Source organism: Neobacillus sp. DFD-2R (assembly GCF_057747865.1).
Map to the genome: position 1 here is coordinate 4,819,944 of NZ_CM173228.1, position 21,798 is coordinate 4,841,741.

The 21,798-nt window shown below is 40.1% G+C and carries 21 protein-coding genes and 1 pseudogene; 18 read left to right on the top strand and 4 right to left on the bottom strand.

Annotated elements, in window-relative coordinates; genetic code table 11:
- The first annotated feature begins 304 nt into the window (after positions 1-304).
- Both AC3ANV_RS24170 and AC3ANV_RS24175 read left to right on the top strand, forming a co-directional pair.
- Positions 305-814, top strand: a complete 510-nt coding sequence (locus tag AC3ANV_RS24170; RefSeq protein WP_488311143.1) for a hypothetical protein — start codon at positions 305-307, stop codon at positions 812-814.
- A gap of 21 nt (positions 815-835) precedes the next feature.
- The gene (locus AC3ANV_RS24175) at positions 836-1,102 is read left to right on the top strand and encodes a zinc ribbon domain-containing protein (RefSeq protein WP_488311144.1); all 267 of its coding nucleotides are present in this window, start codon (positions 836-838) and stop codon (positions 1,100-1,102) included.
- 29 nt (positions 1,103-1,131) lie between these two features.
- On the opposite strand, the gene AC3ANV_RS24180 is transcribed toward AC3ANV_RS24175, so the two are convergent.
- The 3 genes from AC3ANV_RS24180 to AC3ANV_RS24190 all read right to left on the bottom strand — a co-directional run bounded on the left by AC3ANV_RS24180 (position 1,132) and on the right by AC3ANV_RS24190 (position 3,476).
- Positions 1,132-1,854 (bottom strand): amino acid ABC transporter ATP-binding protein, encoded by a 723-nt coding sequence (locus AC3ANV_RS24180; protein ID WP_488311145.1) that lies wholly within the window; start codon positions 1,852-1,854, stop codon positions 1,132-1,134.
- Positions 1,851-2,507, bottom strand: a complete 657-nt coding sequence (locus tag AC3ANV_RS24185; protein ID WP_488311146.1) for an amino acid ABC transporter permease — start codon at positions 2,505-2,507, stop codon at positions 1,851-1,853. The genes AC3ANV_RS24180 and AC3ANV_RS24185 overlap by 4 nt, the downstream gene beginning before the upstream one ends.
- Before the next feature lie 144 nt (positions 2,508-2,651).
- On the bottom strand, positions 2,652-3,476 hold the full coding sequence (locus tag AC3ANV_RS24190) for a basic amino acid ABC transporter substrate-binding protein (protein WP_488311147.1): 825 nt from the start codon (positions 3,474-3,476) through the stop codon (positions 2,652-2,654).
- Positions 3,477-3,883: 407 nt separating this feature from the next.
- Between AC3ANV_RS24190 and AC3ANV_RS24195 the strand changes: the two genes are divergently transcribed.
- Together AC3ANV_RS24195 and AC3ANV_RS24200 are read left to right on the top strand one after the other, a co-directional pair.
- Positions 3,884-4,219: a hypothetical protein gene (locus tag AC3ANV_RS24195; RefSeq protein WP_488311148.1), complete on the top strand. Its 336-nt coding sequence runs from the start codon at positions 3,884-3,886 to the stop codon at positions 4,217-4,219.
- 131 nt (positions 4,220-4,350) lie between these two features.
- Entirely contained in the window at positions 4,351-4,680 is a 330-nt protein-coding gene (locus AC3ANV_RS24200; protein WP_488311149.1) for a MerR family transcriptional regulator, read from the top strand.
- A gap of 283 nt (positions 4,681-4,963) precedes the next feature.
- Here the strand turns inward: AC3ANV_RS24200 and AC3ANV_RS24205 are convergent.
- Positions 4,964-5,875: pseudogene (locus tag AC3ANV_RS24205) on the bottom strand (transposase).
- A 443-nt stretch (positions 5,876-6,318) separates the two neighbouring features.
- On the opposite strand from AC3ANV_RS24205, the gene AC3ANV_RS24210 reads away from it, so the two are divergent.
- From AC3ANV_RS24210 to leuD, 14 genes are all read left to right on the top strand, one after another.
- Positions 6,319-6,456, top strand: coding sequence for a hypothetical protein (locus AC3ANV_RS24210; protein WP_488311150.1), 138 nt, complete (start codon positions 6,319-6,321; stop codon positions 6,454-6,456).
- 12 nt (positions 6,457-6,468) lie between these two features.
- Positions 6,469-6,630, top strand: a complete 162-nt coding sequence (locus AC3ANV_RS24215; RefSeq protein WP_488311151.1) for a Fur-regulated basic protein FbpA — start codon at positions 6,469-6,471, stop codon at positions 6,628-6,630.
- A gap of 243 nt (positions 6,631-6,873) precedes the next feature.
- Positions 6,874-8,133 (top strand): ammonium transporter, encoded by a 1,260-nt coding sequence (locus AC3ANV_RS24220; RefSeq protein WP_488311152.1) that lies wholly within the window; start codon positions 6,874-6,876, stop codon positions 8,131-8,133.
- A gap of 169 nt (positions 8,134-8,302) precedes the next feature.
- The gene (locus tag AC3ANV_RS24225; protein WP_488311153.1) at positions 8,303-9,259 is read left to right on the top strand and encodes a DUF294 nucleotidyltransferase-like domain-containing protein; all 957 of its coding nucleotides are present in this window, start codon (positions 8,303-8,305) and stop codon (positions 9,257-9,259) included.
- 1 nt (position 9,260) lies between these two features.
- Entirely contained in the window at positions 9,261-9,995 is a 735-nt protein-coding gene (locus AC3ANV_RS24230) for an exonuclease domain-containing protein (protein ID WP_488311154.1), read from the top strand.
- 403 nt (positions 9,996-10,398) lie between these two features.
- A complete protein-coding gene (gene ilvE, locus AC3ANV_RS24235; protein ID WP_488314325.1) occupies positions 10,399-11,307 on the top strand; it encodes a branched-chain-amino-acid transaminase in 909 nt (302 codons plus the stop codon).
- A gap of 11 nt (positions 11,308-11,318) precedes the next feature.
- The gene (gene ilvD, locus AC3ANV_RS24240) at positions 11,319-12,986 is read left to right on the top strand and encodes a dihydroxy-acid dehydratase (RefSeq protein ID WP_488311155.1); all 1,668 of its coding nucleotides are present in this window, start codon (positions 11,319-11,321) and stop codon (positions 12,984-12,986) included.
- Positions 12,987-13,444: 458 nt separating this feature from the next.
- On the top strand, positions 13,445-15,169 hold the full coding sequence (gene ilvB / locus AC3ANV_RS24245; RefSeq protein ID WP_488311156.1) for an acetolactate synthase large subunit: 1,725 nt from the start codon (positions 13,445-13,447) through the stop codon (positions 15,167-15,169).
- A complete protein-coding gene (gene ilvN / locus AC3ANV_RS24250; RefSeq protein WP_488311157.1) occupies positions 15,166-15,687 on the top strand; it encodes an acetolactate synthase small subunit in 522 nt (173 codons plus the stop codon). The genes ilvB and ilvN overlap by 4 nt, the downstream gene beginning before the upstream one ends.
- 27 nt (positions 15,688-15,714) lie before the next feature.
- Positions 15,715-16,746, top strand: coding sequence for a ketol-acid reductoisomerase (gene ilvC / locus AC3ANV_RS24255; protein WP_488311158.1), 1,032 nt, complete (start codon positions 15,715-15,717; stop codon positions 16,744-16,746).
- Positions 16,733-18,277, top strand: coding sequence for a 2-isopropylmalate synthase (locus AC3ANV_RS24260; protein WP_488311159.1), 1,545 nt, complete (start codon positions 16,733-16,735; stop codon positions 18,275-18,277). Before ilvC ends, AC3ANV_RS24260 begins: the two co-directional genes overlap by 14 nt.
- Positions 18,278-18,403: 126 nt before the next feature.
- Entirely contained in the window at positions 18,404-19,510 is a 1,107-nt protein-coding gene (gene leuB / locus AC3ANV_RS24265; protein ID WP_488311160.1) for a 3-isopropylmalate dehydrogenase, read from the top strand.
- 157 nt (positions 19,511-19,667) lie between these two features.
- Entirely contained in the window at positions 19,668-21,089 is a 1,422-nt protein-coding gene (gene leuC / locus AC3ANV_RS24270; protein ID WP_488311161.1) for a 3-isopropylmalate dehydratase large subunit, read from the top strand.
- A gap of 15 nt (positions 21,090-21,104) precedes the next feature.
- A complete protein-coding gene (gene leuD, locus AC3ANV_RS24275) occupies positions 21,105-21,692 on the top strand; it encodes a 3-isopropylmalate dehydratase small subunit (protein WP_488311162.1) in 588 nt (195 codons plus the stop codon).
- Positions 21,693-21,798: the final 106 nt, after the last annotated feature.

Below are 21,798 nucleotides of genomic sequence, written 5' to 3' on the forward strand. Positions count from 1 at the left end.
TACTATTCGTACTACTTGCACTTTATAAGTCCCAATTATACGATTCTATCAAACGATTTTATTAAAATGATGACAGTTGTGTTTCAATTTGGAGACAAAAGCTATCACAAAAGTGTAAGCGTCCGTTTACCGGCGTTTGGAATGCAACGTTCTATGATTCATGGATGCATTCAGAATTATCAATAAATTAATTATACCATTTTTAAAGATTGGAAAAAATAATAATCAGTTCATTTGGTACAAGATTCCTTTTTCGTCCAATTTCAACGTATAATGAATATTAAAGACTAAAGGAGTATCGATTGTGGAAAAGGATCAAGCTATTTTTTTAAGCGATTGTCTGGAGAAATGGAACGGTTCCATCTATGAAATCAATAAGTTAAAAACGGTTGGGGGAACCTTACCTAAGTTTCATCAATGGACAAATGGGAAACAAACACTTGCAGGCTATGAGGTCACCAGGCCTGCCCATGATACAGGCTATTTTCTTTTATTGATTGATTGGCATCGGAACGACAACTATTATTTAGTCATTTATGCCCATGATAAATCCACAACGATTGCGGAGATGCGGCAGATTGAGGAAATAGAAGGTTCCCCCCATTTAGTATGGAAGTACAATCCCCTAAAACGGGACGGAAAAAACGATCAACGAAAAGCCTACTTTAAACAAACATTTGGTACGACTACTATACGTATTAAGCTACCTTCATCCGGCAAAGAAGTCGAAGCATTTTTCAACCAGTTGTTTCAGCTCTGTCAAAATCGGATCAGGGCAGACCGAATAGTAGAAGTATTTGATTTTGATAATTAAACCTGAAAGGTGCTGATTAAAATGAAACCCTACAAAAACTGTCAAAGCTGCGGTATGCCTTTCGCAAAAGATGAACTGGGCGGAGGGACAGAAAAAAACGGATCGAAAAGCCCGATGTACTGCAGCCACTGCTATTTGAACGGAGAATTCACGCTGCCGGACTTAACGGCTAAGGAAATGAAGGAAAGAGTCAAACAGAAGATTGTTGAATTCGGAATGCCAAAGTTTGTTGCCGGTTTTTTCACGAGAAATATACATAAGCTGGAGCGATGGGATAACAGGAAATAAGGGAGGCTACGATGGCCTCCCTTTAGACATTATAACACCTTACTTAAAAATGCCTTTGTTCTTTCTTCCTTTGGATGATCAAATAGTTCACTTGGGACATTTTCTTCAACGATTAAACCGCCATCCATAAAAATAACGCGATCCCCCACTTCTTTGGCAAAGCCCATCTCATGGGTAACAACCACCATCGTCATCCCCTCTTTTGCCAACTCCTTCATAACTTCTAATACCTCGCCAACCATTTCCGGATCGAGTGCTGAGGTTGGTTCATCGAACAGCATAATTTTTGGTTCCATGGCAAGCGCTCTGGCAATTGCTACCCGCTGCTTTTGTCCACCTGAGAGGGAATCAGGATAAGCATTTGCTTTATCCTCTAATCCTACTTTTCTTAATAGCTCTAAGCTCTTTGCTCTTGCTTTTTCTGCAGGAACATTCCTTACCTTCATTGGTGCTAACATAATGTTTTCGATAACCGTTTTATGTGGAAATAAATTAAATTGCTGAAAGACCATTCCCACTTCGGTCCGTACCTTATTAATATCTGTTCTTTTATCTGCCAAATCAGTTCCTTCAATATAAATATGGCCATCCGTAATCGTTTCAAGCAGATTAATACATCGAAGAAACGTTGACTTTCCAGAACCGGAAGGCCCAATTACTACTACAACCTCTTGATGCTTGACGGAAACAGTGATATCCTTTAGAACCTCATTATTTCCAAATGTTTTTTTCAAATTTTTCACTTCTATCATTCTGTTGCCAACCTTCTTTCAAGACGAGTTAACAAGAAGCTCAGGGTGAGAGTTAACACTAGATAAATAGCAGCTGCCGTAAGATACGGCTCCCACACACGGTAATACTGCCCTTGCATTGCACGCCCCCAGTACATAAGCTCCGGAGCGGCAATAAGTGCAGCCAAGGATGAATCCTTAATAAGGACAATAAACTCGTTGCCCAGCGCCGGAATCATCCTTTTAAAGGCTTGTGGCAGGATAACAAACTTCATAGACTGTACATGTGTCATGCCTAGTGACCGGGCTGCTTCCATCTGACCCTTATCAATAGACTGGATTCCAGCACGGAAGATTTCTGCTATATATGCTGCAGAGTTTAATGAAAGACTTAAAATTGCAGCTGTAATCGCATTTGTTTCCCCAAGAAAAAGCGGGACAACGGCAAAATGAATCAATAATATTTGCACCATAAACGGTGTCCCGCGGAAAAAGGTAATATACCAGGTAAACGGCAGTGAAAGAAGCTTCTTACTACTCATTTTCCCTAATCCGATTAACAAACCAAGTATGGTTCCTATTAAAATACTTGCAATCGAGAGACCTATTGTTAGCAAGGTTCCCTTTAAGAAAAAAGGGGCATATTCCGCTATTATATCCCAACGAAAATCCATCCGGTATCCTCCTATTCAGACGTCGAACCTAGTCGCTCTGTTTCTTTGTCATTGTACTTTTTTAGTTAATTTTTCCTAGGACAAGAATTAAAAAATTGCGTAACTGCTAGTATTCAAGAGTTACGCAATTTTATTTGCTGTTACTTATTTCTGTTCTTTTAAAATTTTAAGGTCAGGATCTACTTTAAACCATTGTTTGTAAATTTTTGCATAGGTTCCGTTATCAAGCACCTTCGTAATCGCCTTATCAAAATCAGCTTTTAATTTGCTTCCCTTTGCAAACATTAAACCGTAAAATTCTTTATTAAATGCAGTGTCATCTGCGATTACATCCAAATTGTCTTTCGGATTGTTTTTTACATATTGTTCAACAACCGTGTTATCAGCAACAACCGCTTTTGCTCCGCCGCTTTTCAGCTCCATAATGGCTAGGTTATTGTTTTCGAACTTCTTAAGCTTATCACTGTTTTTCCCGAGAATTGCTTCCACTGCTTCCTGACCGGTTGTACCATTTTGTACGGCTACTACTTTACCTTTCAAATCGTTGGCACTTTTAATATCGCTGCCCTTTGGAACTAGAATTTCATTTTTAGACAAGAAGTATGGTACTGAAAAATCATAAGTTTGCTTCCGTTCATCGTTGATCGTGATAGCAGAAAGTCCGATATCGGCCGTTTTACCTTTAATTTCAACAAATAAAGGATCCCAACCAACATTTTCAACATTGACGTTATACCCGGCTTCCTTTGCAACTGCCTTGATGAAATCAACATCGAACCCAACAACTTGCCCTTTATCCTGATATTCAAATGGTGCATAAGATGCATCCGTTACGACTCGTAGAGTCTTCTTTGCATCACTTTTTTGACTGCCACTACTTTGGCTGCCATTTTGACTCGTCCCACACGCAGAGAGAATAAAGAGAAAAGAAAAGACTAGAACCATTGAAAAAATTTTAAACTTCTTCATTTTTTTGACCTCCTATTATTTTTTTATAAAAGTATTATTTGTAATCAGTTATAACTTTCAGAACATTTATGATTATACATTTTCGTGTGTATATATTCAATATTTATCTTTAATAATTTACTACTTTAGTATGATGAATTTATCATCCAAATATAGTAAAAAATAACTTTTAGTATAATACTTTTTCATTCTACTGAATATTCTGTTTTTTAGCAATATAATTTTTTTTAAGTCCATATAATAATCCTTAATCAGAACATACTTACCTAAAGGAACTGGGAGCAATAGAAATTCTTTCACGTGAAGAAGATATCACCGGTGAAAAAATAAAAGCATTAGATAAGCAGCTCCGGGCTGGAACAGTTGATCCTGTAGGCGGTAAAACACTTGCATCCATTCTTAGCAAAATGAATTACAATGGTTCGATTGCAGTGAGCGGTCTCACTGGAGGAGGCGATGTTCCAACAACAGTCTTTTTCTTCATCCTTCGAGGAATAAATTTGCTTGGGATTGATTCCGTGTATTGTCCAATGGAAACAAGAGTGGCGATTTGGAAACGAATGGCCACAGACTTTAAACCGGACGATTTATTAAAAACGATGAATAAAGAAGTCACTTTAGATGATTTGCCTTTGTATTTATCTTCTATATTTAAAAGCAGATGTACGGGTCAGAACAATTGTAAAACTTACTTTAAAAAATCCAATTCCCACTCTAATCCCATTTACCAATATTCCCATTAACTTTTCCTCTAAAAATCAAAACATTATATTTCCAAATTCATTTTTTATGTGAGAAAATCTAACACATAATGTTGTAATTTTTGAAAAATTTAATAAACTACAGTAAACGATAGAGTGTGGTGAGAGAATAAATGAGTAAAGATTTGTCTTATAAAGATAAGAAGGTGATAACGATTGGGATTGTAAGGGATCTAACCGGACTATCCGAAAGACAAATTCGTTATTACGAAGAAAGGAAACTCATTTTCCCCGAAAGATCCCCTGGGGGGTCCCGAAAATATTCCTTTACAGATGTTGAATTATTGATGGATATTGCCAATAAAATCGAAGATGGGCTTCAGACACATGAAATCAGAAAAGAAATGCTTCGGGAGGAGAAGAAACAAAACCAAGAAGATATCCGCAGAAAAATGATCCAAGGACAGCTAAATGCTCAATTTGGATTTCGCAAGCGGTCATAAACATGTTTTATTTAAAAGAGGATGACTCAAAAGTAATTTTGAGTCATCCTCAGATTGTCGAGAAAGGGTATTTTTCTCTGCAATTTTTTATTTTGTTAGAATCTAAATACCAAATTTATTGATTCTCCCTGCTAATGTGCCTGTTGATTTCCGCTCCGGGCACTCGCTTTCCGCGGAGAGGTCCCGGAGCCTCCTCGGCGCTTTTGGCGCCTGCGGGGTCTCCAGTGACCTCTCTATCCCGCAGGAGTCGAGTGCCCTCCGCTCCAATCAACAGGGAGGCAAATCAACCTAAAGTATTGCAACACACTTTTTCTAACTTTGCTAAATGTATTGCAATCTTTTTTATATTTTGGCAGGCTGCAGTAAGAAGAGCCTGTTCACTTGCATTCTTCAATCCCCGTAACCGGCAGTTGCGAAGCCCGTGCAGCTCTTTTGAGTCTGCGAAGCTTCGCTCAATTTTTTCCTTTCTAAATTTATAAAGCATTTTTCCCAATTTAGATAAGCGATTTAACCTTACCTTTCCCTTGTGTTCCTCCCATACATGTCGTGTTGCCACTTTTACCTTATTTTTTGACCGTGTACATTGGGATAGAATTGGGCAATTCTGACATTTCTTCGAATCAGACTTGTATTCTCTATAACCTTCACGGGTTGTTGTTCTGTATGTTAATTCTTGATTATTAGGGCAAATGTATATATCTCGTTCTTTATCATATGTAAAATTCCATTTAGGGAATAAGCCATTACTTTAAATGAGTTGAATCCGTAAATAAAACACGACCGACCACCATCTTGTGACTCATTACAAGAAGAACAATCTCATCAAAAATCTCCTGAAATAATTTGTATCCTTAAAACGGTGTTGACGATTCCAGCTAATCGTAGAGTGATGAGGTACTGGATCCTTGAATTTTATACCTAAAAACCAGCGGTAGGCAACATTTGTTCTAATTTCCCTTTCTAGTTGACGTTCAGAACGAATGCCGTAAATATAACCAATAAACATCATTTTAAAAAGAATAAGAGGATCAGTAGGACGCCCATTATCATCGCTGTAATAAGGACGGACCTTTTCAAGAAGAAACGAAAAATTAATATATTTATCAATCAAACGAAGAAGATGGTCATCAGGTACCAATTCATCAATAGAAACAAATTCATATTCACTATGGCTAGACTCTTTTGGCTTAAACATTGAATTCTCCACTTATTTTTTTATTTATTCGTTGAACTGAAGGTCTGTATTGAAAACACTCTGTTGATTGGAGCGGAAGGCACGAAGACTCCTGCGGGAGTACGGGGCAGGGGAGACCCCGCAGGAGCGAAGCGACGAGGAGGCTTCCCGGCACGCCCGCGGAAAGCGAAGTGTATGGAGCGCCAATCAACAGACATATTGAAACTGATATACTAATAATATTATAACAAATTAACGCGTTTAACCGCTAAAGTAATTGAATAAAATAATTGGCTGCCGAGGTTTTTTCGACAGCCTGAGGATGACTCAAAAGAATTTTGAGTCATCCTCTTTTTGTTAGTCCATTTTTTAAAAATCTTGTTAGTTTCCCTAACAAATTCTCTGACAAAATATAAATCCTCAGCTATCTTTTACATATAAACAATGGAGAGGGAGAAATTAAAATGAACAGAACCAATGCGGTTAAATTAGCGGAAACAATCCTGCAGTTAGATAAATTAAGAGATGAATTGTATGAAGAGCTAATGATCATCCTTGGCCCAAGAGCTCATGAATTTTTACGCAAACTCCAAAATAGTTAGGGGGGAGAAAAAATGCCAAATCAATTGCGAAGGGGAATGGAAAATCTAAAACAGTATTATATAAACAAACTGGTAACATCTGGAATATACCATACTTCTGACAAAGAACTATACTCTTTTACTTTAAGTGAACTGGAAAGTATAGTTAAAAAAGAATTCACCCCAAAAAAATAATTCCTCATCTTCATGAAACTTCAATTTATCTAACATTCATATTTTCATTCGCCCTCACTCCCAAATTGGCAGTGGGGCTTTTCCTGTTGATCCGACATCCCCCTTTCCCACACAATTACTTCGTAGATTCAGAAACCATGTGAGATTTTCTAACAAGATTATAGATTCCATATCTTTATCCATGTAAAAATACAACTACAGAGAATGTTATAAAAATTAACATACTTAAAAGGAGGCAAAATAATGAATACAACATTTTTATTAAACAGTCTGTGGGTAATGGTTGGAGCAGTCCTTGTCATTCTGATGATCGGAGGTTTCATTCTTCTTGAAACAGGATCAACTCGGATGAAAAACGCGGGGCATATCGCCGGTAAAACCATCCTTACTTTTAGCATTGGTTCCATCATATTTTGGGCGGCTGGATTCGCTTTAGCTTTTGGAAAAGGAAATGCACTTATAGGTTTTACTCACTTCTTTTATTCTGGTTATGATATTAAAGATTTAACATTATCCGGTTCTGTCTACTTTTTATTCCAATTGGCCTTTGCCGGAATTTCCTTAACGATTGCGTTTGGCGGTTTTGCTGAACGGGCAAAATTATCAGCCTATCTTATATTTTCAGTACTTTTCTCGCTATTTGTTTATCCTCCTATTGCCCATTGGATTTGGGGCAATGGCTGGTTGGCATCTTTTGGACAACAAGACTTTGCTGGATCAACGGTTGTTCATTTAACCGGAGCAATGGCATCACTTGCAGCTACAATTCTATTAAAACCTCGGATCGGAAAGTACAATAAGGATGGTTCTGCCAATAATATCGCAGGACATAACCAAGTATTTACGGCATTAAGCGTCTTACTTTTATGGGTAGGTTGGTTTGGCTTCAACGCAGGTAGTACATTATCCGCTGACAAAGCATTCTTTGGATTTGTTGCCCTTAATACCAACCTAGGTGCAGCTGCTGGAACAGTCGCGGCCATGATTGTTTCCTGGGCAGTAATGGGCAAAGCCGATGTACCGATGATGTTAAACGGCGCATTAGCAGGCTTAGTTGCAATCACAGCCTCCTGTGGTTTCGTTGATACATGGGCAGCTGTCGTAATCGGTTTTATCGCTGGTATTCTTGTATTTTATAGTATCCGCTTCTTTGAGAATAGAAAAATTGATGATCCAATTGCCGCTCTATCTGTGCACGGAGCAGCCGGAGTATGGGGAACAGTATCGACTGGATTTTTCGCAACGAAAACATTAGCAACAGTTGGGAAACCAGGTCTATTTTATGGCGGCGGTTTTCATCAGTTAGGTGTACAGGTACTGGGTGTTGTTTCTTGCGGTGCTTTCGCATTTATAGTTTCCTTTATACTTTTAGCGATTATGAAAGCAGTTATGAATGGCTTGCGTGTCACAGAGGAAGAAGAGATCATTGGTCTTGATATGAGTGAACATGGAAGCTATGGTTACCCTGAATTATTAGAGGTTGAACAAAAATTAAAAGCCTAATAGAAAAGCGGAAGCGACCGTTTAGCGCACGACAGGATCGGAGCGCTGGAGCCGGGTATTTCTCAAAGTCAAAATTCATACATTCTTTAAAAAGAGCGGTGGTTAATCCCGGTAATATATATACAGGGATTAACACCGCCATTTACTTTTTCTATAAAGGAGGGAAGTAATGGAATACCATTCCTTCTTAGAAATTAGGAAAGTCAGAGATGACAAAATGTTCGAAGCGTCTCGTGATCATTTTAAATTAAATCATTTGCATGAGGAAATCATAAAGGATGTATTGAACGTCGCACTTAAACAAATAACTGATCGTTACGGTCCTCCCCCTTCGCCTTTCTCATTTTTTGTTATGGGGAGTGCAGGACGTTTTGAACAATCGGTGTGGAGTGATCAAGATCATGGAATTATCTATCAAAAACAAAGTGATAAGGCAAGAGTCTATTTTTTAGCATTAGGAAAAGAGATATCGGATGGCCTGCACCAAGCCGGGTATAAATATTGCGACGGCGGAGTAATGTCGTGTAATCCGTTATGGTGTAAATCATTATTCGAATGGAAACAACAGCTGGAGAATTGGACTTTGGAATCCTCCTGGGAATCGATACGCCATTTGTTAATTTTTATTGATGCCCGATCTGTTGTCGGGGAACATCGCTTAGTTGAACAATTAAAAACGGTTATCTTCCAAACGGATCAAAAAGAACATCTCTTATTGCGAGTCCTCAACAATACACTGCATCTCAAAAAAGGAATAGGCGTGTTCGGGCAAATTTTAGTGGAAACACACGGAGTACATGCAGGTTCACTTAATATAAAGGATATAGCCCTTTTCCCTTATGTAAATGCAATTCGGCTTTTATCAATTCAAGAGAATTTAATGGAAACCTCTACCCTATCCAGACTCGACTGCCTCCAAATTAAGGACAAAGAGTTATACAAAAAGATGGTTCTTTCGCTTTTAGATTATAGATTGAGATTTGGAAATCATACAGACTATGATTCTGGGCATTATTTACGAGTTGACCTCCTAACAAAAGAGCAAAAGAAAGATGTAAAAGAGATTATCAAAAACGGAGCTGCTCTTTATCAATATGCAAGGAAGCAAATAGTAAAGGGGCATTAAGATGGGTATGAATGAAATGATTCAATTCTTTAGACAAATGTACGGAAAACTCGGTTCCAATATTTATGCAGGTGTAGGGGGGCAATCCTATCCACACCAAATCTCTTTCCTGAGACAGCTGCAAAAAGAAATGAAAGAGAATAATAATCTGGACTCCCCTCTTAACGAATTAAAAGTAGTGGTATTCGATATAGAAACGACTGGTTTCTACCCGGAAAAAGGTGATCAAATACTCTCCATTGGAGCGGTTAAAATGACCGGACATCAAGTCCATACTGATGACACTTTTTATTCCCTCATTCATTCCGATCTTCCTCTTACCGACGCCATTTCATCTTTAACCAATATTCAAGAGGAACAACTGCGCATTGCTCCTGCTGCCAGGGACGTTTTAATGCGATTTTTCAAGTATGTTCATAGCGATATCCTTGTTGCCCATCATGCCAAACACGAACAATCCTTTATCCAGAAAATGACATGGGATATATTGAGAACCAGATTCGAACATCGAATTATCGATACATCCTTTTTAACCCGTCTTTCGAACCCCATTAAGAAATCATTGACACTGGAAGAGGTTTGCGAACAATGCAGTGTTGAAATAAAAGACCGTCACCATGCCCTTGGGGATGCACTCATGACAGCTTATATCTGGGGCTACTATATACAAAAAGCACAAACGATGGGCTTTTATAATTTACGGGAGATATATGAACATATTGCTAAATTAAGATAGTAATAAACATACAGAGAAAGTAATAAAAAACCATCCATTTATGTTAGCAGTTTAATAGTTTATATCCACTTTTCCCTATCAAAATTTTCCTCCCTTTTTCCTCTTTTTAATCCTCGTGAATGTCCAAATAAAAATTTTTTTAAAAAAATAAAAAAATTTTTGCACCGCTTTAACCTTACTATAACAAGAATGAAAACGCTATCACAATTTTTGATTGTTTTGAATTATCTGATTTTTATATTGACCATGTTTTCGATTGGTTGTATGATTACTGACAATAAAACATTGTAATTAAACACCGCCTTTGTTCATCAGCTTTCATTAGATGATGTGGCGAGGCTATTCTTTTACTAAGAATTTTTAATCATTTAAAGCGGTTTATCACTAAAGAGGAGTGGTTATGTTGGGAAGTCAATGGATTTTCCTTGGCGGGGAATTCGTCAAGAAAGAGGATGCTGTTATTTCAGTTTATGATCATGGCTTTTTATATGGGGACGGAGTATTTGAAGGCATACGCGTATATAGCGGCAACGTCTTTAGACTCGATGCCCATTTGAAAAGACTATACGAATCAGCACAATCCATTATGCTTAGGATTCCATATTCACAGGAGGAAATGACACAATTAATCGTTGAGACAATCAGAAAAAATCAACTCAACAGCGCTTATATTCGTGTCGTTGTATCCCGCGGTAAAGGAAATCTCGGACTGGACCCTTCCTCTTGCTCGAATCCAAATGTGATCATTATCGCTGAGGAATTATCGATGTTTCCTAAAGAGTTTTACGAACAGGGCATTAAGATTGCCTCAGTTGCGAGCCGAAGGAATCGTCCGGATGTTCTTAGCCCTCAGGTAAAATCGCTTAATTATTTAAATAATATCCTTGTAAAGATTGAAGCCAATCAGGCCGGGGTTCAAGAGGCATTAATGCTAAATGACCAAGGGTATGTAACAGAAGGATCAGCTGACAATATCTTTATTGTAAAAAATGGTGTTGTATATACCCCGCCTGTTTACTTAGGAGCTTTAGAAGGAATTACCCGAAATGCTATCATTGATGTAGCGAGAGCTAAAGGATTTGAAGTAAAAGAATCTCCATTTACAAGACATGATGTATATGTTGCGGATGAAGTTTTCTTAACTGGAACCGCAGTTGAGGTCATTGCTGCCGTTGAAGTGGATGGCCGTAAAATTAACGATGGAAAACCAGGTCAAGTTACCAATCAATTATTAGAAGAATTTAGACGAATCGTAACGACAGACGGGGTCCCTTGTTACCCTTCAGAAACAAATCACGCAATCGTCAGTTAGGAGGCGCTAAAGTGCGCAGCGATATGATTAAAAAAGGGATCGATCGTGCTCCCCATCGAAGTCTATTATACGCAACAGGGGTAAAAGTGAGTGACTTAGAAAAACCGTTTATCGGTGTATGTAACTCATATATTGACATTATCCCAGGTCACAAGCACCTTAATCATTTCGGTCAAATTGTTAAAGAAGCGATCCGGGAAGCCGGAGGCATACCATTTGAATTTAATACCATCGGTGTGGATGATGGAATTGCTATGGGTCATATCGGAATGCGTTATTCCCTGCCAAGTCGTGAAATCATTGCCGATAGTGCAGAAACAGTTATTAATGCACACTGGTTTGATGGAGTATTTTATATTCCGAACTGTGACAAAATAACACCGGGAATGTTAATGGCAGCAGCTAGAACCAATGTTCCTTCTGTATTTGTTTCCGGAGGACCAATGGAAGCAGGTGTTTCCTCTTCAGGAAAAAACCTCTCCCTCACTTCTGTTTTTGAGGGTGTCGGCGCTTACCATAGTGGGTCCATGAGTCAACAGCAACTACTTGAGATTGAAACTCAAGCATGCCCTACTTGCGGTTCTTGTTCCGGTATGTTTACGGCAAACTCAATGAACTGTTTAATGGAAGTTCTCGGAATGACTGTCCCGGGTAACGGTACAATTGTCGCAACTTCCGATGAAAGGCATGAGCTAATCCGCCAAGCCGCAAAACACTTAATCGAATTGGTGAAAAAAGATATTCGTCCACGCGACATCATTACAAGGGAAGCAATTGATAATGCCTTTGCCCTTGATATGGCCATGGGCGGTTCAACTAACACAGTTCTTCATACCTTGGCTATCGCTCATGAAGCCGGTATTGAATATGATTTAGGTGAAATTAACAAAATTGCTGAAAAAGTCCCTTATTTAGCAAAAATTATGCCAGCATCCGATTATTCGATGGCAGATGTCCATCAGGCTGGCGGTGTAAGTGCCATTCTTAATGAGCTTTGCCAAATGGATGGTGTGCTCCATAAGGATTGCATAACCATTACAGGTAAAACAATTGCTGAAAATGTAAAAGACGCAACCATTACCGATGAGAAAGTCATTCGGAGTAGAGAAAATCCATATAGCCCTGTTGGTGGACTATCCATCCTGTATGGAAACCTTGCTCCGGATGGCAGTGTTATCAAGGTTGGTGCTGTTGATCCATCCATAAAAACCTTCCTTGGTGAAGCAATTGTTTTTGAATCCCAGGAAGAAGCACAAGAAAACATTAATAATGGCACTGTTCAAGCTGGTCACGTTGTTGTCATCCGCTATGAAGGTCCAAAAGGCGGTCCGGGAATGCCGGAAATGCTTGCTCCTACATCAGCTATTATGGGTCGTGGATTAGGTAAAGAAGTGGCCTTGATCACTGATGGCCGTTTCTCTGGTGCCAGCCGCGGGATTTCTATCGGCCACATTTCACCTGAAGCCGCTGAAGGCGGTCCAATTGCATTCGTGCAAAATGGTGACAAAATATTAATTGATTTACCAGCACGTTCGATTGAACTTCTTGTTGATGATCAGGTTTTAGCTGAAAGACGCCGTTCATGGCAAAAACCGGAACCAAAAATCAAAACAGGCTACCTTGCAAAGTATGCAAAACTCGTTACTTCTGCCAATACTGGCGGAATCATGAAATTTTAGGGATCAATTAGTACCCCTCCCCTTCCTGAGAAGTAAAGGTACTATATAAAATTAAGTTAACATCATTGAAAATAGAATAATCATAAATCGATGACGGGAATAAAGGAATAAGATCTTGTATTTTCAGAGAGCTGGGGTTGCTGGAAGCCCAGTAATACAACTTATTCTGACATCATCCCTGAGTGTTGAGCTGAACGAACCAGTTTTAGTAGGCTCAATCAGGTGGTCTAAGCATTGATCACCTGTTACCAAAAGAAGCGTTTTATTTATTTAAGTCGCTTCATAAGGCAGTATTCGTGAGGATACTGTAAATCCGGGTGGTACCGAGAAAAGAAAGGCCCTTTCTCCCCGATTATTCTGCGTAGTAGTTTATTTGCTGCAGTTTATTCGGAGAGAATAGGGCTTTTTTTACTATGAATTTTTCAAATATTCAAATACCCTTAAGGAGGGATTAACACGTGAAAACAGAAGCAAAACTGGAAATCCAAACCGGCACAGCACCAAAAACAGGTGGAGACCTTCTTCTTGAATTATTAATAAAAGAAGGGGTTGATACAATATTTGGGTACCCGGGTGGTGCTGTCCTCCCGATATACGATTCCATTCATCGGGCGCAAGGATCCATAAAGCACATCCTCTTCCGTCACGAGCAAGGCTCTATTCATGCTGCAGAAGGCTATGCCCGTATTACAGGCAAACCTGGAGTTGTAATCGGGACATCCGGTCCCGGGGCCACCAATCTGGTTACCGGAATTACAGATGCAATGATGGACTCCTTACCTCTTGTCGTCTTAACCGGACAGGTTGCACGCAGTGTGATCGGAAGTGATGCTTTTCAGGAAGCCGATATCATGGGAATCACTACACCAATTACAAAGCACAATTATCAAGTTCAATCGATTGAGGATTTACCAAGAATCATCAAGGAAGCTTTTCACATTGCTTCTACAGGCCGGCCCGGACCTGTCGTTGTTGATATTCCTAAAGATATCTCGTCTGGAATTGTTCAAGAAGAACCTAAAGAGGTCAACATTCAATTGCCCGGATACCAGCCGACAATAAAGCCGAATCCATTGCAAATTAAGAAGCTTGCTGATGCAATTGCAAAAGCAAATCGACCTGTTATTCTTGCCGGCGCGGGTATCCTACACGGGAAAGCAGCTGCAGAATTCAAATCTTTTGCGGAAAAACATAGTCTTCAAGTAGTCACAACCCTTTTAGGAATTGGAACCTTTCCTGCTAATCATCCCCTTTCATTAGGCATGGGAGGTATGCACGGGACATATGCAGCAAATATGGCTTTATATGAATGTGATTTGCTTATCAATATTGGAGCCCGCTTCGATGACCGATTAACCGGAAATCTGAAGTACTTTGCACCAAGTGCTAAAGTAGCTCATATTGACATTGATCCTGCGGAAATTGGTAAAAACGTACCAACTGATATTCCAATTGTTTCTGATTCGAAAGAGGCATTAATTGAGCTTCTAAACCAAGCCGGTGATTCACCGGAACAACAAGCCTGGGTTGATAAGCTGAATGAATATAAAGAGAATTTTCCTCTTTGGTATAAACATAACCAAAAGGAAATTTGCCCGCAATGGCTTATTGAATCGATTCATAAGGTGACAAATGGTGACGCGATTGTAGCAACTGATGTTGGACAGCACCAAATGTGGGCAGCACAATATTACACTTTTAATGATCCTGATCGCTGGATTACATCAGGCGGACTTGGAACAATGGGCTTTGGCTTTCCTGCTGCCATTGGCGCACAAATCGCTTCACCGGAAAGTACAGTTGTTGCAATTGTTGGTGACGCCGGATTCCAAATGACACTGCAGGAGCTTTCGATTATTTACGAAAGAAATTTACCTGTCAAGGTGATTATCGTCAATAATGGCGCACTTGGAATGGTTCGCCAATGGCAGGAAGCATTTTATGATGAACGTTATTCTGAGTCCCTCTTAATGTCCCATCCGGATTTTGTAAAACTGGCAGATAGTTATGGTATCAAAGGGTTTAGAATTAACACTCCGGAGGAATTGATTACAACTCTACCGGAAATTTTTGCCTATGATGGCCCTGTGCTTGTTGACTGCCGTGTAATTCAATTAGAAAATGTCTACCCTATGATTGCTCCGGGCAAAGGGCTGCATGAAATGATTGGGGTGAAACCATGAAACGGATAATCACAGCAACTGTTCAAAACCGTAGCGGTGTTTTAAATCGGGTGACTAGTTTATTGCAAAGACGACAGTTTAATATCGAAAGTATTTCTGTCGGGCAAACAGAAATAGAAGGCATTTCTAAAATGACCCTGGTTATTGACGTGGAAGATGAGCAAAGGCTTGAACAGGTAACAAAGCAACTTCATAAACAGATTGATGTTTTAAAAGTTTCCGATATTACCGATAAAGCAATTGTTGCCAGAGAGCTCGCACTGATTAAAGTGGCCAGCACCAGTCAGCTCCGAAGTGAAATCAACGGTATCATCGACCCATTCAGAGCTTTGGTTATTGACGTAAGTAAAGATAGTTTAGCAGTTCAGATTACCGGAAGACCCGAAAAAATTGACGCATTGATTGAGCTTCTTAGACCTTATGGAATCAAAGAGATTGCCAGAACAGGGTTGACTGCCTTCTTACGCGGGCATCAGCCGCAAGTAAACGAACTAACTAATTATTCCCTATTAAAATAATAATATACCTTGAAAGGATGATCGATAATGGCAAAAGTACTTTATAACGGAGATATTAATGAAGAGGTTTTACAAGGAAAGAAGATTGCGGTAATTGGATATGGATCACAAGGTCATGCACACGCACTTAACTTAAAGGAAAGCGGCTTTGATGTAGTAGTTGGACTTCGCGGCGGAAAATCATGGGATAAAGCAGTTGAAGACGGTGTAGAGGTTACTTCAGTTGCTAAAGCAACAGCTGCAGCCGATGTCATCATGATCCTTCTACCGGACGAATATCAGCCAAAAGTATATGAAGAAAGCATTAAACCAAACCTTAAAGCCGGTGACGCTCTTGTTTTTGCTCATGGTTTTAACGTTCACTTTAACCAAATCGTACCTCCGGCAGATGTGGATGTATTCCTAGTTGCTCCTAAAGGACCGGGACATTTAGTACGACGCACTTACACTGAAGGTGCCGGAGTTCCTGCCCTTTACGGTATTTACCAAGATTTCACCGGCCAAGCACGCGACCTTGCCCTTGCATATGCAAAAGGTATTGGCTCAGCACGTGCCGGTGTTTTGGAAACAACTTTCCAAGAAGAAACAGAAACAGATCTATTCGGAGAACAGGCTGTCCTTTGCGGTGGAACAACAGCTCTTATCAAAGCAGGCTTCGAAACTCTTGTTGAAGCAGGTTATCAGCCGGAAGTTGCCTACTTTGAGTGTTTACATGAATTAAAATTAATCGTTGACCTTTTATACGAAGGTGGATTAGAAAACATGCGCTATTCTATCTCTGATACAGCTCAATGGGGAGATTTCGTTTCTGGACCACGCGTTGTAAATGAAGATACAAAAGCACGAATGAAGGAAGTATTAAAGGATATTCAAACAGGAGTATTTGCAAAAGGCTGGATCTTGGAAAACCAAGCTAATCGCCCTCAATTTAATGCAATCAACCGCAGTGAAAATAATCATCAGATTGAACAAGTAGGCCGTGAGCTTCGCGAATTAATGCCATTTATTAAAAAGCCAGTAAACGCGAAAAAGGAAGTGGTGGTAAATGGTTCACGTTAAGGTCTTTGATACGACTTTACGCGATGGTGAACAATCCCCAGGTGTAAATTTAAACCAGCTTGAAAAGCTGGAAATCGCCCGGCAACTTGAAAAGTTTGGCGTAGACATCATGGAGGCCGGATTTCCGGCTTCCTCCCAAGGGGATTTTGAAGGAGTTCAAAGGATCGCCCGTACCATCAAAAATGTTTCCATTGCAGGCCTTGCAAGAGCGACAAAGTCGGACATTGACATTGCGTGGGATGCCTTAAAAGAGGGTGTAGAACCTAGGTTGCACATCTTTCTTGCTACTTCCCCCATCCATATGAAATATAAATTGATGAAAACACCTGAGGAGGTCACTCAGTTAGCTGTTGACATGGTTTCCTATGCGAGGAAAAGTTTCCCTCATGTAGAATGGTCAGCAGAAGATGCTACTCGTTCTGACCTGGATTATCTTGTTCACATTGTAGAAAAAGTAATCGATGCCGGTGCAACGGTTATTAATCTTCCCGATACTGTCGGATATGCAACCCCGGAAGAATATGGGCGTATGTTTCGCTATGTAAGAGAAAACGTCCCTAATATTCATAAGGTTCAGCTATCGGCCCATTGCCACGACGATCTTGGAATGGCTGTTGCCAACACCCTTTCTGCTCTTGAAAACGGTGCGACCCAAGTCGAGGGTACAATTAATGGAATTGGCGAACGAGCAGGTAATGCATCATTAGAAGAAATTGCGGTTGCTCTTAATATCCGTAAAGATAAGTATGATATTACAAATAATCTTGTTTTAAAAGAAATCAAACGCACCAGTGACCTTGTTAGCCGCTTTACCGGCATGGTTGTCCCACCTAACAAAGCAGTTGTAGGTAAAAATGCTTTTGCTCATGAATCAGGTATTCATCAGGACGGCGTGTTAAAAAATTCGTTAACCTATGAAATTATTACTCCTGAATTAGTTGGGGTACAATCAAACGATTTAGTTCTTGGAAAACATTCAGGTCGCCACGCTTTTAAAGATAAAATCGAGCAAATGGGCTTCCAATTACCGAATGAAAAGCTTATCGAAGCATTTACTTCTTTTAAACTATTGACTGACCGTAAAAAGGAAGTTACGGACGAAGACTTATTTACGATTTTGACCGATATTCAAACAAACGTAGCAGATGTTAAAAAATATGAGCTTGTTGCGTTCCAAGTTCAGTACGGTTCAGCAAACCTTCCTACTGCTACTGTTGCTCTAACAACTCCTGAAGGAATCCGGGTTGAAACAGCCCGTACAGGTCAAGGAAGTGTTGAGGCAGTATTCAATACGCTAGAGGCTCTAGTTACAGAGGAAATTCATCTAAAAGATTTCAAATTGAGTTCGATCGGTCAAGGACGGGATGCCCTTGCCGAGGTTCATGTGAAAATGACCGTTAACGGTTCCCCTGTAAGTGGGCGCGGTTCTGCACAGGATGTTTTAGAAGCTTCTGCTAAGGCGTTCTTGAATACGGTCAATCGTAAATTTTTTAACCAAAAGGCAGTACTTAAAGAAACAGCCATTCTATAAGAAAAGCCGAAGTGCCTCGGAAGCTTTTGTTCCAATGGTACTTCTTTCAAAATATATTACCCTTAAAACCTAGCGCTTTCGAAGATTACCCTAAAGGTGCTAAAAAATGATGAGGAGGTTGCTTTGATGAAGAAACATGTTGTATTACTCCCCGGTGATGGTATTGGCAAGGAAGTTATTAATTCTGCAAAAGATGTGTTACATGCGATTGCAGAAGAATTTAATCATGAATTCAGCTTCGAAACACATGAAATCGGAGGGGCAGCCATCGATCAGTATGGCACTCCTCTGCCGGAGTCAACGGTAGAAGCATGTGGGCGGGCTGATGCAGTATTACTTGGAGCTGTTGGCGGACCAAAATGGGATAACAATCCCTCCCATTTACGACCTGAAAGAGGATTGCTAGGCATTCGAAAAGCGCTTGATTTGTATGCCAATTTAAGACCGATTAAAGGCTTCAAAAATTTGCTCCATGCTTCGCCTTTAAAAGAAGAAGTAGTGAGTGGAAGCGATCTTTTGATTGTCCGTGAGCTTACAGGCGGTCTTTACTTTGGAACACCAAGCGAACGTCGGGACAACGGGCAAACTGTCGTCGATACCCTTGCCTATACTCGTCAAGAGATTGAAAGAATTGTAGACAAAGCCTTTCAAGCGGCAGAACAAAGACGCGGACACCTAACTTCCGTCGATAAAGCCAATGTCCTTGAATCCAGCAAGCTATGGCGCGAAATTGTTGAGGAGAAAAAAGCGCAATATCCTAATGTAACAGTTGAACATGCTTTAGTAGATTCTACTGCCATGAAGCTTATTACAAATCCTACTCAGTTTGATGTTATCGTTACGGAAAATATGTTTGGCGATATTTTAAGTGACGAAGCTTCCGTATTAACCGGTTCACTTGGAATGCTCCCTTCTGCCAGCTTGCGTGAAGATGGTGTTGGGCTGTATGAACCGGTTCATGGCTCTGCTCCTGACATCGCAGGTAAAGGAATTGCTAACCCAGTCGCGATGATTTTGTCAACAGCACTAATGTTAAGGTATTCCTTCCAATTGGAAAACGAAGCCAAGTTGATTGAAGATGCCGTACAATCAGTACTCGATTCCGGTTTCCATACAGCCGATCTTCAAATTTCTAACGGCCGTCTTGTTGGAACAGCTGAAATGACAAAACATATTGTTGATTATATTAAGTCTCAAAATGCAGCAAAGTGCATTATGAGCTGTTATCTTTAAAAGCTCCAGCTTAGTGCGCTTGCGCTGGACTGTTATCGAAATCAAATAATATAAATTCTGATATTTCAAAAAAACCGGCGGTTAAACCGCAGTACTGGCAGTTTACCCGCCGAATCTAAGAAAAAAACATAAATCTACTAATGTGAGGAAGGAAACTATGCAAAAACCAAAAAATATTATCGAAAAAATTTGGGAACAGCATGTTGTACATCAAGAAGAAGGAAAGCCGGATTTGCTTTATATTGATTTGCATCTGGTTCATGAAGTTACCTCTCCTCAAGCATTTGAGGGATTACGCATGAACGGCCGAAAAGTCCGCCAGCCTAATCGAACCTTTGCAACTATGGACCACAACGTTCCTACTCGTGATCGAAGTGTTATCAAAGATGAAGTTTCTAAAAAACAAATGGACACGCTAAAAAATAACTGTGAAGAATTTGGTGTTTCCCTTGCCGGTATCAATCATCCGGATAACGGAATTGTCCATGTCATCGGTCCTGAGCTTGGTTTAACCCAGCCTGGAAAAACAATCGTTTGCGGTGACAGCCATACATCTACACACGGGGCTTTCGGGGCTTTAGCCTTCGGAATCGGTACAAGTGAAGTAGAGCACGTCCTGGCAACACAAACGCTTTGGCAGGCACCTCCAAAAACACTTAATGTAAAAGTAAATGGAAAGCTTGGAACGGGTGTAACAGCAAAAGATTTAATTTTAGCCATCATTGGTAAATTCGGTGTTCAATTTGGAACCGGCTATGTGATGGAATTCACAGGTGAAGCAATTCGTTCCCTTTCGATGGAAGAGCGTATGACTGTTTGTAATATGTCAATTGAAGCCGGTGCAAGAGCAGGATTAATTACTCCGGATGAAACTACTTTTGAATATTTAAGAGGCAGACGACATGTGCCTCAAGGTGAAGCTTTCGATGCAGCTGTAGCCAATTGGAAGGCTCTTGCCTCTGATGAAGGTGCTACCTACGATGCAGTTGTTGAAATTGATGCTGCTGAAGTAGAACCACAAGTGACTTGGGGAACAAACCCGGGCATGTGTATTCCTGTCACTGGTTCTGTTCCAAATCCGGAAGACGCAGTTAAAGCAAGCGAAAAAGAAGAAATTAACCGTGCCCTTGAATACATGGGTCTTGAAGCCGGGCAGCAAATCACAGATGTTAAAATTAGCCATGTATTTATAGGTTCCTGTACAAATTCCAGGTTGAGCGACCTTCGCAAAGCAGCCGGAGTGATCCAGGGCCATAAAGTTAACCCTTCTGTTACTGCCATCGTCGTTCCAGGATCTTTTAGCATCAAACTTGCAGCAGAAAAAGAAGGATTAGACCAAATCTTTAAAGAAGCCGGGTTTGAATGGCGCGAAGCAGGATGCAGCATGTGCTTAGCTATGAATGATGATATTTTATCACCGGGGGATCGCTGTGCGTCCACATCAAATCGTAACTTTGAAGGCCGTCAAGGAAATGGGTCCCGTACCCACCTTGTAAGTCCGGAAATGGCCGCTGCAGCTGCGATTACTGGCCATTTTGTCGATGTACGTCAATTCAGTGCTCAAACTGTTAATTCCTAGGAGGTATTAGAATAAATGGAACCGCTACGCATTCATCAAGGCCTTGTTTACCCAATAAACCGGGCTAATATCGACACAGATCAGATTATTCCAAAACAATTTCTTAAACGAATTGAGCGCAGTGGATTTGGACAATTCCTTTTTTATCACTGGCGTTTTGATGACAACGGAAATCCACGTGAAGATTTCTCATTGAACAATCCCAAATATAAAGGTGCATCTGTTTTAGTTGCAGGAGAAAATTTTGGCTGCGGATCCTCTCGTGAACATGCACCTTGGGCTGTGCAGGATTACGGCTTCAGAGTTATTATTGCACCAAGCTATGCGGATATTTTTAAAAACAACTGTGTAAAAAATGGCATCCTTGCTATCCAGGCTAGCGAAGAGCAAGTTCAAACCATCATTAAAAAAGCGGAATCCGATAAGTACGAATTAACTGTGAACCTTGAAGATCAAGTAGTTTATGATAATGAGGGATTCGAGTTAAAGTTTGACATTGCACCGTACCCTAAGGAAATGCTGCTTAATGGCTGGGATGAAATTGGTGTAACATTAACATACGAAGAAAAAATCAAGCAATATGAACTTGTAAGAAAAGCGTAAGCGCCCGTTTACTTTCTTATCTTGTTAATAATTAAAATTATCTTTCTATAACATAAATGAGCCGGGAGACATCTCCCGGCTCATTTAATTGTTTATTATTATTGCC

Excerpts from the sequence above, each read along its gene's own strand:
- leuC (WP_488311161.1), top strand. The coding sequence starts at position 19,668 with ATGCAAAAACCAAAAAATATTATCGAAAAAATTTGGGAACAGCATGTT.
- AC3ANV_RS24215 (WP_488311151.1), top strand. The coding sequence starts at position 6,469 with ATGCCAAATCAATTGCGAAGGGGAATGGAAAATCTAAAACAGTATTAT.
- AC3ANV_RS24230 (WP_488311154.1), top strand. The coding sequence starts at position 9,261 with ATGGGTATGAATGAAATGATTCAATTCTTTAGACAAATGTACGGAAAA.
- AC3ANV_RS24220 (WP_488311152.1), top strand. The coding sequence starts at position 6,874 with ATGAATACAACATTTTTATTAAACAGTCTGTGGGTAATGGTTGGAGCA.
- AC3ANV_RS24185 (WP_488311146.1), bottom strand. The coding sequence starts at position 2,507 with ATGGATTTTCGTTGGGATATAATAGCGGAATATGCCCCTTTTTTCTTA.
- AC3ANV_RS24200 (WP_488311149.1), top strand. The coding sequence starts at position 4,351 with ATGAGTAAAGATTTGTCTTATAAAGATAAGAAGGTGATAACGATTGGG.
- leuB (WP_488311160.1), top strand. The coding sequence starts at position 18,404 with ATGAAGAAACATGTTGTATTACTCCCCGGTGATGGTATTGGCAAGGAA.
- AC3ANV_RS24210 (WP_488311150.1), top strand. The coding sequence starts at position 6,319 with ATGAACAGAACCAATGCGGTTAAATTAGCGGAAACAATCCTGCAGTTA.
- AC3ANV_RS24175 (WP_488311144.1), top strand. The coding sequence starts at position 836 with ATGAAACCCTACAAAAACTGTCAAAGCTGCGGTATGCCTTTCGCAAAA.
- AC3ANV_RS24260 (WP_488311159.1), top strand. The coding sequence starts at position 16,733 with ATGGTTCACGTTAAGGTCTTTGATACGACTTTACGCGATGGTGAACAA.
- AC3ANV_RS24180 (WP_488311145.1), bottom strand. The coding sequence starts at position 1,854 with ATGATAGAAGTGAAAAATTTGAAAAAAACATTTGGAAATAATGAGGTT.
- AC3ANV_RS24195 (WP_488311148.1), top strand. The coding sequence starts at position 3,884 with ATGAATTACAATGGTTCGATTGCAGTGAGCGGTCTCACTGGAGGAGGC.
- AC3ANV_RS24225 (WP_488311153.1), top strand. The coding sequence starts at position 8,303 with ATGGAATACCATTCCTTCTTAGAAATTAGGAAAGTCAGAGATGACAAA.
- ilvC (WP_488311158.1), top strand. The coding sequence starts at position 15,715 with ATGGCAAAAGTACTTTATAACGGAGATATTAATGAAGAGGTTTTACAA.
- AC3ANV_RS24190 (WP_488311147.1), bottom strand. The coding sequence starts at position 3,476 with ATGAAGAAGTTTAAAATTTTTTCAATGGTTCTAGTCTTTTCTTTTCTC.
- ilvN (WP_488311157.1), top strand. The coding sequence starts at position 15,166 with ATGAAACGGATAATCACAGCAACTGTTCAAAACCGTAGCGGTGTTTTA.
- leuD (WP_488311162.1), top strand. The coding sequence starts at position 21,105 with ATGGAACCGCTACGCATTCATCAAGGCCTTGTTTACCCAATAAACCGG.